Genomic DNA, 15,575 nt, shown 5'->3' with positions numbered 1-15,575 from the left:
TTAACTCCTATTTTTATTAACTTATTCTATGTAAATAATTAAAAAAATCTAAATTAGCTATTTTTAAAATGATAAAATAATAAAAATTTTTAAAAACTTTAAACTAATTATGATTTTAGAAATAGTTAACTAATTATAAATCTTTTGTTTTATTTGATATTTCTTATAAATAGTTTATTTTTAAATATAGATTATTTACAACTAGAATTAAGTTAATAATTAATTTAAAATAAGTTATATTTAAATTTAATGTTTTTTTAACTTTAATTTTATATTTTAATTATAATTTGTGCTTTAAATTTAATTTTATAGCTTAATTTTATTTTTTTACTTAGGTTTAATTTTGTGGGATGATTTTATTTTTTTAGTTAGGTTTAATTTTGTGGGCTAATTTTATTTTTTTAGTTAGGTTTAATCTTAGAAAACCTGTTTAATTTAGACAAATTATTTTTTATAAAACTAAAAAAATTAGTCTATTTTATATAGTATTATAAACAAACTTTATTTTGATTTGAATTAAGAAAGTATGTTTAGAAAAAATTCTAAAAATATTAAAAAACTTCTAAAATTTTCTATTAAGAAAATATTTAATGATATTAATTTATTTATGTGGTACAATGGAAAAAGTAAATATTTTGGTAGAGGCATTACCTTACATTAAAAAATTTTATAATAAAAAAGTCATGATTAAATATGGAGGTCATGCGATGGTAGATGAAGAGGCTATGGCTTCCACAGTACGTGATACTGTACTTTTAAAATATGTTGGTATGCAACCTATAGTTGTTCATGGGGGAGGTCCAGAAATCACCCGTTCTATGAAAAAATTAGGTAAAGAACCTACATTCATCAAAGGATTAAGAGTTACTGATGAAGAAACTATGCGTATTGTAAAAATGGTTCTTGTAGGTAATATAAACACGGACATTGTTTCCCAAATCTGTTTGCATGATGGTAAAGGTGCAGGATTATCTGGTAAAGATAATAAATTAATTGAAGCTTGTAAAAAGATCCATAAAATAAAAGATGAAGAAACTGGTGAAATTGAAGAGGTTGATTTAGGTTTAGTAGGTGAGATTAAAAAAATCAATCCAGAAATACTTAAAATGTATACTGAAAATGATTTTATTCCAGTTATTTCTCCTATTGGAATAGCTGAAAATGGTGATACTTTAAATCTTAATGCAGATACTGTAGCAGGTTCAATTGCAGGTGAAGTTGATGCAGAAAAATTAATTATTTTAACTGATGTTCCAGGTGTTTTAAGAGATCCAAATGACCCTTCAACTTTAATTCAAAGAATGCATATAGATGAAATTCCAGCTCTTATTGAAGAGGGTGTTATTACAGGCGGTATGATTCCTAAAATTGAAACTTGTGTTGAGGCAATTAATAATGGTGTAAAATCAGCACACATCTTAGATGGAAGAATGAAACACACCTTACTTCTTGAGATTTTTACAAAAAAAGGTATAGGAACTATGATTTATAAGTAAATACTTTTTTTTACTTTTTTTACTTATTTTTATTTTAATTTATTTTTTTTACTTTTTTTACTCATTTTTTATTTTAATTTATTTTTTTACTCATTTTTTATTTTAATTTATTTTTTTACTTAGCTTTTTAATTAATTTAAAAATTTATTAGTTGTTTTATTAATTTTTTAACTAATTATTTATATATAATAAAAAAGAAAAATTGTATCATATATTAAATTGGAGGAACTTTTCTTGTCTAAAAATTTTAATAAAATTATTATTTTATCAATAGTTTTATCGTTATTAATTATTATTCCCACTAGCTTTGCAGCTGAAACTAATGTTAGTTCAGTAGATGATGACTTAGTTAATGATAATGGTTTACCTGATAATTTAGCTATTGAAAATTCAATAAATGATAATTTACAGGATATTGAAAGTGATGATTTAGCTTCTGAATATCTGTCTGATAATTCTTATGAATCTAATTCACTTGGGGAATATTATTTTAATTCTAGTGCTTTAGATGATACAGGAGATGGTTCTATTGCTAATCCATATAAGAATTTTTGTGATGATAGAATAAGACCTAATTCTATTCTTCATTTTGCTAGTGGTATTTATAATTATACTCCATATAATTCTAATAATAATATAAATATTACTATTTATGGACAAGATTCCTCTAATACAATTATCAATAACCCTATAGGGAATCACACATTTAATGTTACTGGAACTTTTAATATTAAAAATATTACATTTAATAATATTCAAATTATTTTAAAAGCTAATTCTACTCTTTTAAATGCTTCAAATGTTAATTTTTGTAATAGCACTGCTTTAAAAGTAGATAATTCAGGTACATCATGTGGTGGAGCAATTTCTTCTTTATCTTATAATAATTCTAGTGTAGTTTTAAACAATTGTAATTTTGATAATAATTATGCACTTTATGGTGGAGCTATTTTTATTAGTAGTGGTTTTTTAAATATCACTAACTGTAACTTTACTAACAATAGTGCAAAATATTATGGTGGAGCTATTTATCAAATTTATGGTAATTTAACTCTTATTGGTTCTACTTTTGATAACAATGGTGCAAATGATGGTGGAGCAATGTTTATTTTTATTAAAAATAGACCTTTAATTGAAAATAATACATTTAAAAATAACTTTGCTAATAGCTCTGCTGGTGCTATTTATTCATTCTTCAACAAAAATTGTAATATAACGGATAATAATTTTTATGAAAATAACTCTTCACCAGATGGTTTATATGAACAATCAGATTTAATTTTTATTTCAGATGATTATAGTTTATTTAGAGTAAATTTAGATAATGGGAGTGAAGATATTCCTGCTTATTATAATCTAGCTGATTATGGTTTTGTTAGCTCAGTAAAAAATCAAAAAAAAGGTGGAAATTGTTGGGCTTTTGCAATTATTGCAAGTCTTGAATCAGCAATCCTTAAATCTTTAAACCCTTTAAATAGCTCTGGTGAAGATTTAATAAATTTATCTGAAGAAAATATGAAAAACTTAGCAGCATTATATTCAGCTTATGGTTGGAATAAGGAAACTAATGATGGTGGGTTTGATGAAATGGCTTTAGGTTATCTAGTAAGCTGGTTAGGTCCTGTCTATGAAGAAGATGATGTATATAATGATTCTAGTATTTTATCCCCAGTTTTAAACAGTATTATGCATGTTCAAAACATTGTTTATTTAAAAAGAGATAGCTTTACAGATAATGATATGATTAAAAGAGCTATTATGGATTATGGTGCTGTTTATACTGCAATCGGAATGCATGAATCTGATGATTCATATATAGGCAAATATGTTTATAATAGGGATAATTCTTCTTGTAATCATGCAGTAGCATTGGTAGGATGGAATGATAGCATTAAAATCCCACATGCTCCTGGAAGAGGTGCTTGGATAGTTAAAAATAGTTGGGGAAAAGGTTGGGGTAATGATGGTTACTTCTACCTTTCATATTATGATGTTAGTTCCCTTAAACTAGGTGTAAATGATGCAGGAATTGCATTTATTTTAAATGATAGCATAAAATATGATAAAAACTACCAATATGATATAGCTAGAACTGATTATTTCTTCAATACAACTAATACTATATGGTATAAAAATATTTTCAATGCAACTGGTAATGAATATTTATCTGCAGTTTCTACCTATTTTGAAAAGAAAACCAATTGGGAATTGTCTGTTTATGTTAATAATATTTTAAAATCAACTAAATCTGGTTTTTCTAATCCCGGTTATTGGACTATCGATCTTTATGAACATATCCCCCTTAATATTGGAGACATTTTTGAAATTGTATTTAAAATAAATGTAACAGGAGATGTAGGAGTTCCAATCTCTGAGAGTGTAAGTTTAAATAATGAATTTTTTAAAGAGAATATTTCATTTATTAGTTATGATGGTCAAAATTGGAAGGATTTATATAATTTAAGATGGATGGATTATCCAGGTCATACTTATAATAACCCACAAGTTGCATGTATTAAGGCATTTACAGTATTTGATATAATTAACACTACAACTTCATTAAATATTTCTTATAATAATATCTCTGGTAATCTATTCAATCCAGTAAATATCACTGCTTATGTTACTAATCAATATGGAAACCCTGTTAATTGTGGTAAAGTAATATTCAATTTATCTAATACAACTGTAGCAATAAATGTTTCTAATGGAGTAGCAAAACTTAGCTATATCTTTGAAGAAGGATTTAATACAATAGCTGCAGAATTTATTGCTTGTGGCTATAATAATTCATCATCTGAAAATTTAAATCTCAATATTACTAAAATCAATGTAAGTATGAGTGCAAATATTACTGTTGATTTAGATAATGCATTAGTTAATATAAGCCTTTCAAAACCAATCAATGAAACAATATTCCTAATTTTAGATTATAAAAATTTTACTACAAAATCCGTTGATGGAAAAGCATATATTAATTTAACAGATTTAAATACCGGATTTAATAGTATTAAAATTATTCTCTATAATGCAATCTATAACTGTAATGAAATATTATATAATTTTACAATTCCACTAAAAAGAACAGAAATAATCATTAATGATTTAGGAACTATTTATAATGGTAAAGAGTATAAAATTAAATTAATTGATGAAGATGGAAGGCCACTTAGTGGAAAGAAACTTATATATACTTTAAATAATTCAACTTATAGTCAATTTACTAATGAAAATGGTGAAATTTCAATAATTACTAGTTTAAAAACTGGTGTTTATAAATTTTACATTAAGTTCAATGGAGATAAACTTTATATAAATTCATCAAATTCTTCTTTAATCACTGTTAAAACAACTATCTTAAATTTATATACTGTTTATACCTATGGATCTAAATACAGTGTAAAATTATTAGATAAAAGCTTTAGTCCTTTAGCAAATACCTATGTAAAAATCATCTTTGCAGGAAAAACTTATAATGTAAAGACAGATAGTAATGGAATAGCTAAAATTAATAACTATCTAAAATCTGGAACTTATACTGTAAAAATTACAAATCCTAATACTTTAGAAGAACTAAATCAAAAAATTAAGGTAGTTAATAGAATTAGAGAAAATAAAAATTTGATTATCTATTATGGTGGAGGTTCTTATTATAAAGTTAGAGTTTATGATGATTATGGAAATCCTGCAAAGGGAGTGTCTGTTAAATTTATTATAAATGGTAAAAAGTATTATAGAACTACTGATAGTAAAGGATATGCTAGTTTTAAAATAAATTTAAATCCTAAAAGCTATACTATTTCAGCTAATTATAAAGGGTTTCTTGTAAAAAATAAAATAACTGTTAAACCAACTATAATTACAAAAAATATATCTAAAAAGAAGGCCAAAGTAATTAAATTTACTGCTAAATTATTAAATTCTAAAGGTAAAATTTTAAAATATAAAAAGATTAGTTTTAGGTTTAAAGGCAAAAAATACAAAGTAAAAACTAATAAAAAAGGAATAGCAACTTTAATACTTAAGAACTTAAAGGTAGCTAGATATACTATTTATTCTAGCTATGGAAAATTAACTATTAAAAACACTATTCAAGTTAAAAAATAATAGATTGAAATAAACAAGAATAATAAGAAATTATTAGATTAAGGGATTTTATTCCTCTTTTTCATCAGAGAACATTTCCCTTAATTCTCTTCTAAGCAATTTCCACCCATTCACTCTTGGAAGTTCATCCATTGTAAATATCCTTCTTGGAACTTTGTATCTTGCTAAGTATTCTTGTGCATAAGAGATCAATCCTTCTGGATCTTTTTCATCTTTCCATACAACAGCAGCTACAGGAAGTTCTCCTCTATGACAATCCCCAATACTAAAGATAGCTATTTCTTCAACTTTTGCATATTTGATTAAAATTTCTTCAACTTCTGTTGGATAAATTTTCCATCCACTCATTACGATCATGTCTTTTTTTCTATCTGTAATGAATAAACGATTATTTTCATCAATATAACCAATATCTCCAGTTAAAAACCATCCATCTTCAAGAAATGACTCTTTTGTTTCTTTTTCCATACCCCAATAACCTTTAGCTATTGCAGGACCTCTTAAAGCTATTTCTCCATGTTCATATTGGCCTAATGTTTCATTGGGGTCATCTTCATCAACGATTTTTAGCTCTGAGAAACAAACAGGATGACCTACGCTTTCATATCTATCTGCTGTAGCATAGTCTTCAGGTCTAATAACAGTTCCTGTACCTATTACAATAGTTTCAGAAAGCCCGTATGCATTTATAATTGGTATATTATATTGGTGCATGAATTTCTTCCATATTTTTCTATGTAATGGTCCTCCACCACTGATAATCTCTCTGACACTTGCTAAATTTTCTCTTTTTTCTTCTTCAAGATTTGTTAAAGTGTGAATTACAGGTGGCATACCTGATAAAACACTTACCTTTTCTTTTTTACATAGTTCTAAATATTGATTAATTTCAAAGAATTCCATCATTATGTATAGTGCTCCTGCTCTTAGTGCAGCTATTGCCCAAGATATACCTACATGGGCCATTGGATAGATACATAGGAATGTATCCCTTTCTTTAAAAGTCAATACATCACAAGCATTATGGATGGAAGTAAACCAGTTTCCATGAGTTAGCATAGATCCTTTAGGTTTTCCAGTTGTACCTGATGTATATTGTAATTGGCATAAATCATCCCAATCAGTTTCTTCAGCAGGAATGATTTCACTATCTTTAAAGCCTTCACAATTTTCTATGATATATGATTGGATATTTAAGTCTTTTATGGTTTCCTTTGCATTTTTATCTGTGATTATTAGTTTAACATCAGAATCTGTAGTCATATAGTTTAATTCAGGAGCAGTTAGAATTCTATTAGTTGGAATAGCAACTGCACCAATTCTCCATATTGCAAGTAGTGAGAATATGTATTCTGGTGAGTTATCTAAATAGATCAATACTCTATCTCCCTTTTCAATATACTTATCTTTTAATCTTTGCCCTATTCCAGATACGATTGTTAATATTTCGCTGGAACTGTATCTTAAATTTCTACTAGGGCAATAAAAAACATCTTTATCTAATCTACATGCATTAGCATCTAGAAATGTAGTAATATTTAACATATCTTTCCTCTTTAGTCCTTTTACGATATTTAGTTTTATTTTGTGATTTTTTTATTATTCTTCTAGTTATTATGATATTTAGTTTTATTTAAGAATAATTAGTTTTTATGATTTTTAATATTTTTAATACTATATTAAATTCTCTATTTCTTTAATTACTTCATTTGCTACGTCCATTGTCTTATTATTTCCACCTAAATCAGGTGTTTTTACTTTTCCTTTTTCTAAGACATTTTCACATGCAATTTTTACTTTTTCAGCCCAATAAGTTTCGTTTAAATATTCAAGCATCATAGAAACAGATAATAACATAGCTATTGGGTTTGATATATTGTTTCCTGCAATATCTGGTGCAGATCCATGAACTGGTTCAAATATTCCATGTTTATCACCAATATTTCCAGATGGCGCAAGCCCTAGTCCTCCAACAAGACCTGCTGATGCATCTGATAATATATCTCCAAATAAATTACTAGTTACAATCACATCAAATTCTTGTGGTTTTATTAAAAGATACATTGCAGTTGCATCTACATAATAATCATTAGTTTTTATATTGGGGTAATCTTGAGCTACTTTATAAAAAGACTCTTTAAATATTCCATCAGTTTTTTTTAATACATTTGCTTTATGCACACAAGTAACTGATTCTTTTTTTAAGCTTATTGCCTCTTCAAAAGCAAGTTTTGATATTCTTTCACTTGCCTTTTTTGTTATTACTCTTTGAGCTATTGCTTTATCTTTAGTTTCATCTATTGTTTCGCAACCTGAGTATAATCCTTCTGTATTTTCTCTTACAATAAGAAAATCTAAATCATTGAATAAGCAGTCAATTCCTTTAAATGACTTAATAGGTCTTAAATTTGCATAAGTGTCTAATTCTTGTCTAAGTACAATGATAGGACTTTTTTCACCTGGTGTTGAACTTATTGCTCCAAAAAGAGTAGCTTTTGTATTTTTAGCTACTTTTATTGTTTCTTCTGGAATTGTTGTTCCATTTTTTTCAAAACATTCTCTTCCAGCTTCTGCTTCGTAAAAATCAAAGTTTAAGTCTAGTGATTCAAGAACAGCTACTCCTGCTTCTGTTACTTCTTTACCTATACCATCACCATCAATTCTTGCTATTTTTATCATTATTTACAAAATCCTTTTTCTTTTATTAATTATTAATCATGCATTGATTTTAATTTTTATTTTAGTAATTATTTTAATTATTATTACTTTTAATTTTTATTTTAATAACTATCTTAATAATTATTTTAATAACTATTTTAATTATTATTATTTTAATTTTAATAATTTTAATAATTTTAGTAATTTTAATTAATATAATTTATAATTTATATATAATATTATATTCTTTTATATTTTAATCTTTTGTAATTTTAAACCTTAATGTGTATTTTTATACATCATTGTATTCATTAACTATAATTTCAAATTGTGTTTTTGACTTTTATTTGTATATTATGATATTGTTCGTATAAAGTAGAAATATTTATATACTTGTAAATCATAATAATAATTAGATAAATTCAATTATAAAATAAAAATAAGATAATTATTCACTATGATTGAATTAAAATTGAGAATGCTAGTAGATTTTAAATTTTTACTTTAAAATTTTCTTGAAATATTTTGGATAATTAATTTTTAGGATGGTATTATTATGGAAAAATCTATTGAAGATTTTATATTGGACTTAAAAGATTCTGATGATTTTGTAAAGGAAGAAGCAATAGGTTCACTTGAACTTAAAGGTGAAGAAGCAGTTGAACCTCTTATTGCAGCTTTAGATGAAAGAAATAAAGATGTTAAAATTGGTGCAGCTCAAATTCTAGCAGCTATTGGTGATAAAAGAGCTATTCCAGCACTTGTTAAAACTTTAAGTGATAGGAATAAACTTGTAAGGAGAGAGGCTTCTACTGCTTTAACTACTATGGGTGATGAAGCTATTGAACCTGTTCTTGCAGAATTAGATAGTCCTAAATGGAGAGTTAGAGGTGCGGCTTGTTGGATTTTAGGTGCATTAGGTGCTGAAGAAGCTCTTCCAAAACTTGAAGAATTATTAGAAGACGAAAGCTCTTTTGTACAATATGGTGCAAAAGACGCTATAAATAGAATAAAAAGTGAATAATTAATTTATTCATTTTTTTACTTTTTTACTTTTTTATATATTTATCTTTGTACTTTTTTAGATTTTTTTAGTTTTTTATTTTTTTATATATTTATCTTTGTACTTTTTTAGATTTTTTTAGTTTTTTATTTTTTTATATATTTATCTTTGTACTTTTTTAGATTTTTTTAGTTTTTTATTTTTTTATATATTTATCTTTGTACTTTTTTAGATCTTTTTAGTTTTTTATTTTAAAGTTCATTTTATAAATTAAACAATTTTTGAAATTATATTTTTCAATTGCTGTCTATAAGTTTATTAATGTTATTTTACATAATATAATTAGATTAAAAACAGGAATATTTAGAATTTGATTATAAGGTTTATCCATTAATTTTAATTATTTTATTTATTTTTATTCTTATTTGGTGATTAAATGGTTGTAGTTGGAATTTTAAACTTACAAGGTGCAGTAAGTGAACATTTAGATATTACAAAAAAAGCTATTGAAAATATGGGTATTGATGGAGAAGCAAGAACTGTTAGATATGCAGATGAAGTAGCAGAATGCGATTGTATTATTATATCAGGTGGAGAAAGTACTGCAATTGGTAAAATTCTATTTGAAAGAGAAATTGATAAAGTAATTAAAGAAAACGATTTGCCAGTATTTGGAACCTGTGCTGGAATGATTTTACTTTCATCTAAAACAGATTATAATCAACCGATTTTAAAATTGATGGATATAGAAGTAGGTAGAAATGCATTTGGAAGACAAGTTGATTCTTTTGAAGATACAATTAATATCTTAGGATATGAATATTCTGGAGTATTTATTAGAGCACCTGTCTTATGTTCATATGATGAAACTAAAGAAGATATTGAAGTTTTAGCAGAATATAATGGAGAGATTGTTGCTATAAAACAAGGTAAAAACTTAGCAATCTCTTTTCATCCAGAATTAACTGAAGATAGTAGAATACATGAATATTTTATTAACCTAGTACTTTCTAACTAATAAAATTATTAATTATTAATTATTAATTATTTATTATTTACTTACTTGGTTATTTAATTATTTAATTATTTAATTATTTTATAATAATTCTAAAAAAATATATTTTAAGGTCTTATTTATGATAACAATAACTATAGAAGAAGAAAATATTTTAAATCAAATTAAATCGTATATGGAAGATAAAATTGATGTTTCTATTCTTAAAGAGGATTTAGGGATTTATGAACATGATTTAAATGATTTATTAAAAAGTTTAGAGTCAAAGGGATTAGTTTATTATAATGGTTCTATAGTTGAATTAAAAGAAGTTGACAGAGAGATAAATACTGTAGATTCAAAAGAAGATGTAATTATTGCTGAGCTAAACCAAAAAGAAAAAGCCTCTTTTGAAATTATTAAATCGTTAGCTGATAGTAAAGGTTTTGTTTCTAGATATGAAATTGAAGGAAATCTTTTATATGGTGATTTAAAATTATCTGATTTTAGAATGTATCATATTTTATTATCTTTAGAAAATAAAGAACTTATTGAAGCTATTTCTAGAAAAAATGGAGATTATTATAAAATTTTATAAGCTTTATTTTATTTTACTTTTTATTTTTTTTATTAAAGCCATTGTATTATATTTATTTTAATCAATTTTTTACCAATAAAATTATTTATAGTTATAAGATATTATTTGCATTTGTTTTTATGATTTCTAGTTTTAAAAATTTATTATATGATTTTTAAATTCTTTAATTTAGATAATTTTTAGGTGGAAAGTTTCTAATTTTTAGTAATATTTATATTCTATAAAGTAATAATATTAATATATATGAATAATAATTTTATAATTAGTGTTATGAATCTATATAAAATATGAATTTATCATTAATTTTTATGAATAATTATTATTTAATATTTATATTGTAGTTTTAGGTGTTTAATATGATGAGAATAAGTATGTCTTTACCAAAAAAGCTTTTAGCTGAATTTGATGAGGTCTTAAAAGACAGAGGTTACCAATCACGTTCAAAAGGTATTCGTGATGCTTTAAGTGATTATATATTAAGATATCAATGGATGAATGAAATGGAAGGTCAAAGAGTAGGGGTTATAACTATTATCTATGACCATCATTTTACAGGTGTTATGGAAAACTTAGCAGACATCCAGCATGATTTTAGAGAAGAAATTAATGCAAGTATGCATATTCACATGACTCATAAATATTGTATGGAAGTTATTGTTGTAAATGGTGAAGTTACACAAATTAGGGACTTAACAGAAAAAATGATGAGACTTAAAGGTGTAGAGCATGTAAAACTCACCAGTACAGTAAGTGGTGAGTCTTTAAACCGTAGTAAAGGTCATGATCATAGCCATCTTTAATTTCTAACTTTTTTTCATTGATATTAATTATTTATTAATAAATAGATTTATCAATAAATTCATTTATCAATAAATTCATTTATTAATAAATTCATTTATTAATAAATTCATTTATTAATAAATTCATTTATTATTATAAGTGTTTTTTTAATTATTAATTTAATTTTTTTAATTATTACTTTATCTATTTTTTTCTATTTTTAAATTTAAAAAATTCATTGTTTTATAAGGGTTATTATGAAGTTTAATCTAAATTCTTATCATTTTAAGCTTTTAAAAGATTATGAAAGACTCAGTGTTTTTAAGGAAGCTATAGATGATTATGCTAAAACTAGGAAAAATGATTACAATTTATCAGATAATAGAAATAATGATATAAATTCAAATTTACAATCAGATAAAAAAATAGCTTTCGATTTAGGTTGTGGAAGTGGTGTTTTAAGTTATTTTGCCCGTGATTATTTTGATAAAATCATTTCTATTGAATTAAATGAATCTAGTTATAAATTAGCTAAGGAAAACCTTAAAGATTTTGATAATATTCAAGTTTTTAATGAAGATATCTTGAATTTTGATTTTAATAGGATGGAAGATAAAGCAGATTTAATCATTTGCGAAATGCTGGATACTGCTTTAATTGATGAAGAAGAAGTTCCTGTATTGAATTATGCTAAAAAATTCTTAAAAGAGGATGGGGTGATAATTCCACACTCTATAATCAACTCAGCAGAAGCTATTTTTATGAACAATCATTTTATACAATATGAAGATGATGAATTCACTCCGATTTACATCACTTTAGCTAAGTCTAGTATTTATAGCGAATTCAAGTTTTTAGATGATATTGATCCTGATTTTAGCACAATAATAGATTTAAAAATTTTTAATAAGGAAGATTTAGAAGAAATTAGATTTGAAGATGAAATCTCAAAGGAAAAATTTGAAAAATTTAATTTTAAAGAAAATTTTAATATTAGAGAAAATAAATTAAAAATCAATGGTATAAAATTAACAAGTTTTACAAGATTAAATGAAAATATTATTTGCGGCCCTACACCTATGTTAAACCCTTCTCTCTTGATTCCAATAGAAGAAATGGAAGTAATTTGCGGAGATATAGTTAGAATTAAATTGGAATATATTATGGGTGGGGAACTAGAAACTATAAAAACTGAAGTTTTAGAAATTATTCATAATTAAATATTTTTTTATTTTTTTACTTTTGTTTATTGACCGATAATTTTAGTGAATAGATGAAGTTTTAGTTGTATTTCAAGTGAAAATTTTTTCAATGATTTTAGAATATATTTATTGTGATAAAATGTTAAATAATTTTGATAAAATTAGTGAAGATATTGACTTATTTTTAGAAAATTGTGATTCTCTTCTTATTTTAGGTATAGGGAATGATATTAGGGGAGATGATGGTTTGGGGCCTTACATAATTAACCAATTATCTCTTTTAAAAGAATCCATATTGAATAATCCGGATCCAGCTAATTTCAAGAATAATCTTAATCAGAATGAACCTAATAATCTAGATAAAAATGAAGATTTTTTTGATAATGTATGTGATATTAACACTGGAAATATACCTCTAGATGATGGTCTTAATTCGTATATTTGCGAATTAAATGTTGATGTAAATGAGTCATTAAAAAAAAGATTAAATAAAACATTTTTAATAGATGGTGGCTCTGTTCCTGAAAATTTCACAGGATTAATAAAAAAATCTAATCCTTCTCATATTATAATCGTTGATGCTAGTTTGATGAATAAAGAAGCAGGTGAAATAAACATTGTAAATAAAGATAATATTGTAGATATTAGCATTTCAACACACTCAATGTCATTAGCATATTTGATTAAATATCTAGAGTTAGAAAATGAATTTGAGATTCTATTTATTGGAATAGAACCTAAAATCATGGATTTATCCTTTGAATTATCTGATATAGTTAAAGAAACATCTGATTTACTTGTAAAATTATTATTTTCAAAGATTTTAAATATTTAACCTTTCATATCTTTTTATTATTTTCATTATTTTATTTTTCTATTTTTAAGTAAATTTTATTTAATAGGATTTTAAATATATAATTAGATTGTAGAATTTAATTGAATTTAATTTAAAAAACTATAAGTTAGAAATTTTTTTTAAAACTTTTTTAAGTGATTTTATGAAGGTACTATTTATTGGATCAAGATTATATGATGATGTAGCTTATCATGTTGATAAATTAGGAATTGAAAGTATAATTACAGAATCAAATGAAGAGGCTCCTAATTTAAATTTATCAACAAGACATTATATAGTTCCAAGAGGAATGGATAAACCAATGGAAATAGCTATTAAAGAAGAAGTTGATGCTATTGTACCTCTTCTTGGTATTGATCCTCCATTAATGGATGTGGCAATTATGAAAGAAGAAATAGAGGAAAAACATAATATTCCTGTAATTTCTTCTAATATCAATGCTGTTTCTATTACTTCTGATAAAATAAAAACTAAAGAATTCTTTAAATCAATTAATCTTAATGTTCCACCTGCTAAGATTCTAAATAAAAATGACTTTGATGGGGAGGAAGAATTTATAGAAAAATTAGGTTTTAACTTTCCAATTGTTTTAAAACAAAGAGAAGGTCAAGGTGGTAAAGATATTTGTATAGCTAGTGAATTTGATGATGTTTTAAAATATTTTGACAAATTTAAACAAGCTTTAATTGAGAAATTTATTGAAGGTTCTGAAGTTTCTATTGAAGTTATAGGATGGAATGGAGAGTATTTGCCATTAGTGCCAGTTTATAAAGGAGAAACTAATTTAGAAGGAATTCATCCTATAAGTAGACTTAGATATGGGCCTTGTGACTTTGAAGATTTTGATAATGAAGAGTTTAGAGAAATAGCTAAAGATATTGCAACTAGCCTTAAATCTGAGGGAACCATTGATATAGATTTAATTTATTCAAAAGTAGAAAATAAGGTCTATGCTATTGAAATAAACACTCGTCCAAGTGGAACAAGATATTTGTCCTTTGCTTGTACTGGCTTAAATCCATTGAATTTACTTGTAGATATTGCAATAGGAAAATTTAATCTAGATGAACTTGAAAATGAAATGAAAGATTTTTATACTTTAGAAATACCAATTGGAAATTATAAAGGTCCAGAACCTCAAGAACCTATAAAAGAGTATATTAATAATAATTTTATACTTCATGGCCCTAAAGCTTATCAAAGAATAACTATTAGGGGAAATACTCCTGAAGAAACTTATAAAATAGCTAAAGAATTAACAGGTAATGATTATAGTCTTTAATTCTTTAATTATATTCATGTTCTTAGAGTTATTTTAGTTGGTTTTTATTTCTTTATGATTTTTTGTTCTTTGAGTTATTTTAGTTGGTTTTTATTTCTTTATGATTTTTTGTTCTTTGAGTTATTTTAGTTGGTTTTTATTTCTATTTTTATTTCTATTTTTAATTAAACTGCTTATTTTCTTTAATTAAATCCTATGATATTGTTTTGTTATTATCAAATTTTGATGATAATATCATTGTAATATCATTCTTTTATGGCTCTTTCAAAAACTTTGTTGATTTGAAAATTTTTTTAATAAAAAGTAGTGGTTTTTAGAATTTTTTCTTAAAAAATTGTTTGATTTTTATTTAAAAATAGTAAAATTTAATAAAGAGTTGGAGCAAAGTTTTTTTTATGTTAAAACAAAAAACAATTGCTCCAAATAGTATTTTAGATGTTGAACAATATATATTTTGCGATTTTAATGATGATTTTGTTCTTTCAAATCCTCATTTTGTAAGATTATTTAATTCTTGTCGTGAAGTTTTTAAATCTTTTGATTTAATTTTTAAAAAGGATGTTCCTTATTTTAGGATGAATTATGCTAGATGTCCTTTT

The 15,575-nt window shown here is 24.6% G+C and carries 12 protein-coding genes; 10 read left to right on the top strand and 2 right to left on the bottom strand.

The features are described from left to right. Positions 1-617: 617 nt before the first annotated feature. Positions 618-1,496: an acetylglutamate kinase gene (gene argB / locus BM020_RS05480; RefSeq protein WP_074798517.1), complete on the top strand. Its 879-nt coding sequence runs from the start codon at positions 618-620 to the stop codon at positions 1,494-1,496. A gap of 234 nt (positions 1,497-1,730) precedes the next feature. After that, a complete protein-coding gene (locus BM020_RS05475; RefSeq protein ID WP_074798515.1) occupies positions 1,731-5,603 on the top strand; it encodes a C1 family peptidase in 3,873 nt (1,290 codons plus the stop codon). Positions 5,604-5,651: 48 nt separating this feature from the next. Here BM020_RS05475 and BM020_RS05470 read toward each other — a convergent pair whose 3' ends face one another. Together BM020_RS05470 and aksF are read right to left on the bottom strand one after the other, a co-directional pair. Further along, a complete protein-coding gene (locus BM020_RS05470; RefSeq protein WP_067146123.1) occupies positions 5,652-7,148 on the bottom strand; it encodes a class I adenylate-forming enzyme family protein in 1,497 nt (498 codons plus the stop codon). Between the two features lie 129 nt (positions 7,149-7,277). Next, positions 7,278-8,282 carry a homoisocitrate dehydrogenase gene (gene aksF, locus BM020_RS05465; RefSeq protein WP_074798513.1) on the bottom strand — a complete coding sequence of 335 codons (1,005 nt, stop codon included), beginning with the start codon at positions 8,280-8,282 and terminating at the stop codon, positions 7,278-7,280. Between the two features lie 535 nt (positions 8,283-8,817). On the opposite strand from aksF, the gene BM020_RS05460 reads away from it, so the two are divergent. The 8 genes from BM020_RS05460 to BM020_RS05425 all read left to right on the top strand — a co-directional run. Further along, complete coding sequence (locus BM020_RS05460; protein WP_067146127.1) at positions 8,818-9,285, top strand: HEAT repeat domain-containing protein; 468 nt, start codon at positions 8,818-8,820, stop codon at positions 9,283-9,285. A gap of 415 nt (positions 9,286-9,700) precedes the next feature. Beyond that, on the top strand, positions 9,701-10,282 hold the full coding sequence (gene pdxT / locus BM020_RS05455) for a pyridoxal 5'-phosphate synthase glutaminase subunit PdxT (protein WP_067146129.1): 582 nt from the start codon (positions 9,701-9,703) through the stop codon (positions 10,280-10,282). A gap of 118 nt (positions 10,283-10,400) precedes the next feature. Continuing rightward, positions 10,401-10,856 carry a hypothetical protein gene (locus tag BM020_RS05450; protein ID WP_067146131.1) on the top strand — a complete coding sequence of 152 codons (456 nt, stop codon included), beginning with the start codon at positions 10,401-10,403 and terminating at the stop codon, positions 10,854-10,856. 356 nt (positions 10,857-11,212) lie between these two features. Next, the gene (nikR, locus tag BM020_RS05445) at positions 11,213-11,656 is read left to right on the top strand and encodes a nickel-responsive transcriptional regulator NikR (protein WP_067146133.1); all 444 of its coding nucleotides are present in this window, start codon (positions 11,213-11,215) and stop codon (positions 11,654-11,656) included. A gap of 237 nt (positions 11,657-11,893) precedes the next feature. Beyond that, the gene (locus BM020_RS05440; RefSeq protein WP_067146135.1) at positions 11,894-12,856 is read left to right on the top strand and encodes a methyltransferase domain-containing protein; all 963 of its coding nucleotides are present in this window, start codon (positions 11,894-11,896) and stop codon (positions 12,854-12,856) included. A gap of 121 nt (positions 12,857-12,977) precedes the next feature. Further along, positions 12,978-13,673, top strand: coding sequence for a hydrogenase maturation peptidase HycI (gene hycI / locus BM020_RS09835; protein ID WP_083405376.1), 696 nt, complete (start codon positions 12,978-12,980; stop codon positions 13,671-13,673). A gap of 163 nt (positions 13,674-13,836) precedes the next feature. Continuing rightward, positions 13,837-14,976, top strand: a complete 1,140-nt coding sequence (locus BM020_RS05430; RefSeq protein ID WP_074798511.1) for a pseudomurein biosynthesis D-Ala-D-Ala ligase — start codon at positions 13,837-13,839, stop codon at positions 14,974-14,976. A gap of 395 nt (positions 14,977-15,371) precedes the next feature. Continuing rightward, positions 15,372-15,575, top strand: a 204-nt coding sequence (locus tag BM020_RS05425; RefSeq protein ID WP_143743958.1) for a hypothetical protein, incomplete at its 3' end; no start/stop codon positions are given.

The organism is Methanobrevibacter olleyae (assembly GCF_900114585.1).
Classification (GTDB): Archaea; Methanobacteriota; Methanobacteria; order Methanobacteriales; family Methanobacteriaceae; genus Methanobrevibacter; species Methanobrevibacter olleyae.
Note: the sequence above shows the minus strand (reverse complement) of the source record. Positions and strands in the feature narration are given on the sequence as shown.

Coding starts and splice junctions, on each gene's coding strand:
- argB (WP_074798517.1), top strand. CDS start 618: ATGGAAAAAGTAAATATTTTGGTAGAGGCATTACCTTACATTAAAAAA.
- BM020_RS05470 (WP_067146123.1), bottom strand. CDS start 7,148: ATGTTAAATATTACTACATTTCTAGATGCTAATGCATGTAGATTAGAT.
- aksF (WP_074798513.1), bottom strand. CDS start 8,282: ATGATAAAAATAGCAAGAATTGATGGTGATGGTATAGGTAAAGAAGTA.
- BM020_RS05460 (WP_067146127.1), top strand. CDS start 8,818: ATGGAAAAATCTATTGAAGATTTTATATTGGACTTAAAAGATTCTGAT.
- pdxT (WP_067146129.1), top strand. CDS start 9,701: ATGGTTGTAGTTGGAATTTTAAACTTACAAGGTGCAGTAAGTGAACAT.
- BM020_RS05450 (WP_067146131.1), top strand. CDS start 10,401: ATGATAACAATAACTATAGAAGAAGAAAATATTTTAAATCAAATTAAA.
- nikR (WP_067146133.1), top strand. CDS start 11,213: ATGATGAGAATAAGTATGTCTTTACCAAAAAAGCTTTTAGCTGAATTT.
- BM020_RS05440 (WP_067146135.1), top strand. CDS start 11,894: ATGAAGTTTAATCTAAATTCTTATCATTTTAAGCTTTTAAAAGATTAT.
- hycI (WP_083405376.1), top strand. CDS start 12,978: ATGTTAAATAATTTTGATAAAATTAGTGAAGATATTGACTTATTTTTA.
- BM020_RS05430 (WP_074798511.1), top strand. CDS start 13,837: ATGAAGGTACTATTTATTGGATCAAGATTATATGATGATGTAGCTTAT.